2 protein-coding genes are annotated in these 1,299 nt (G+C 64.0%); one reads left to right on the plus strand and one right to left on the minus strand.

Annotated elements, in window-relative coordinates:
• A partial coding sequence (locus AC1DUU_RS32305) for a MaoC family dehydratase (RefSeq protein WP_476787366.1) occupies positions 1-403 on the plus strand: 403 nt, incomplete at its 5' end.
• Positions 404-423: 20 nt separating this feature from the next.
• On the opposite strand, the gene AC1DUU_RS32310 is transcribed toward AC1DUU_RS32305, so the two are convergent.
• Entirely contained in the window at positions 424-966 is a 543-nt protein-coding gene (locus AC1DUU_RS32310) for a transporter suffix domain-containing protein (protein WP_476787367.1), read from the minus strand.
• Positions 967-1,299 lie beyond the last annotated feature (333 nt).

Below are 1,299 nucleotides of genomic sequence, written 5' to 3' on the forward strand. Positions count from 1 at the left end.
TTTCGAGGCCGAGGCGATCAAGGAATTCGCCCGCAAATACGATCCGCAGCCCTTCCATGTCGACGAGGAGGCCGCCAAGGCCAGCGTCTTCGGCAGCCTGTGTGCTTCGGGCTGGCACACCACTGCGGCCTGGATGAAGCTCAACCTTGCGCATCGCGGCCGCGCCTGGGAGGGCCCCGGCCCGAAACCGGAATTCGGCCCCTCGCCCGGCTTCAAGAACCTGAAATGGCTGAAGCCGGTCTATGCCGGCGAGACGGTGACCTTCACCCGGCGCGGCCTCGACCACCGGCCGCTCGCCTCACGCCCCGGCTGGCGCATCATGACCATCCATTCCGAGGGTTTTGACTCCACCGGCGACAAGGTCATCGAGTTCAACAGCGCCGTGCTCGTGAAGGTAGCTTAACGGCGGTTTGCCTCGTGGGCTCACGCGGCCAAATCGGCGTGCCCAGCCGTTTCACCGAAATCGATGACACGCGCCGTTCGGCTGAACAAGGCGCGGATCTTTGCCCAGAAATTGCCCCCCAGCACCAGAAAGCTGGCCAGGAACACCAGGTCGCCGAGTATCTGCAGCTCAAACAGGTTCGGGCGAAGCTCGGGAAATGCCGCGTCGATGTAGGGCTCGAGCGCCGCGGTGACCAAGGGGACGCAGAACATGACGAGCCCGATATTGTAGCGCGCCGGGCTGATACTGCTTTCAGGCGGAGAGCGAAAGGCAGCGAGCACCTTGCTCTTGAGCTGCTGAAAGCCCGGCTTGCCCATGATCGCGATCATCAGCAGGATGACCGCCTTGTTCCAGATGAAGATCAGTCCGGTGAGTGTCGCGATGGTTCCTGCCGAGGCGCCGAGCCACGCCGCGACCGGTACCAACAGCCAGGCGGCAATCACCAGGCCCAGCAAGAAAACACCAGCCTTGAAGCGCCACGTCGACATGCTCGGCTGGGCAGCTTTCGAGCCTTGACCTGCCATCGGCGAACTCCATTTCGCTGCGTGCGGCGTCCGACCAGCTTGGCCGTCAGCTGCAGTGCTTAACACGCCAATCTTTCGGCGGCGATGCCCCTGCAGCTTCGGCATGCCCAGCTGGCGTGGGGTCCCCTCGCCCCGTTTTGCGGGGAGAGGGTGGCCCGGAGGGTCGGGTGAGGGGCAGAGCCAAATTCGCCAAGTTCGAACCGCCCCTCATCCGCCTGCCGGCACCTTCTCCCCGTGAACGGGGAGAAGGAGCCAAGCTTGTTCACCGCCACGCCCCGTTGCCGGTCTGGCCATTGTCAAAGAGCACTCCCTTGCAGGAGGTAGTTCGGGAAG

The sequence above is a fragment of the Aminobacter sp. P4_H6_2 genome (genome assembly GCF_056400805.1).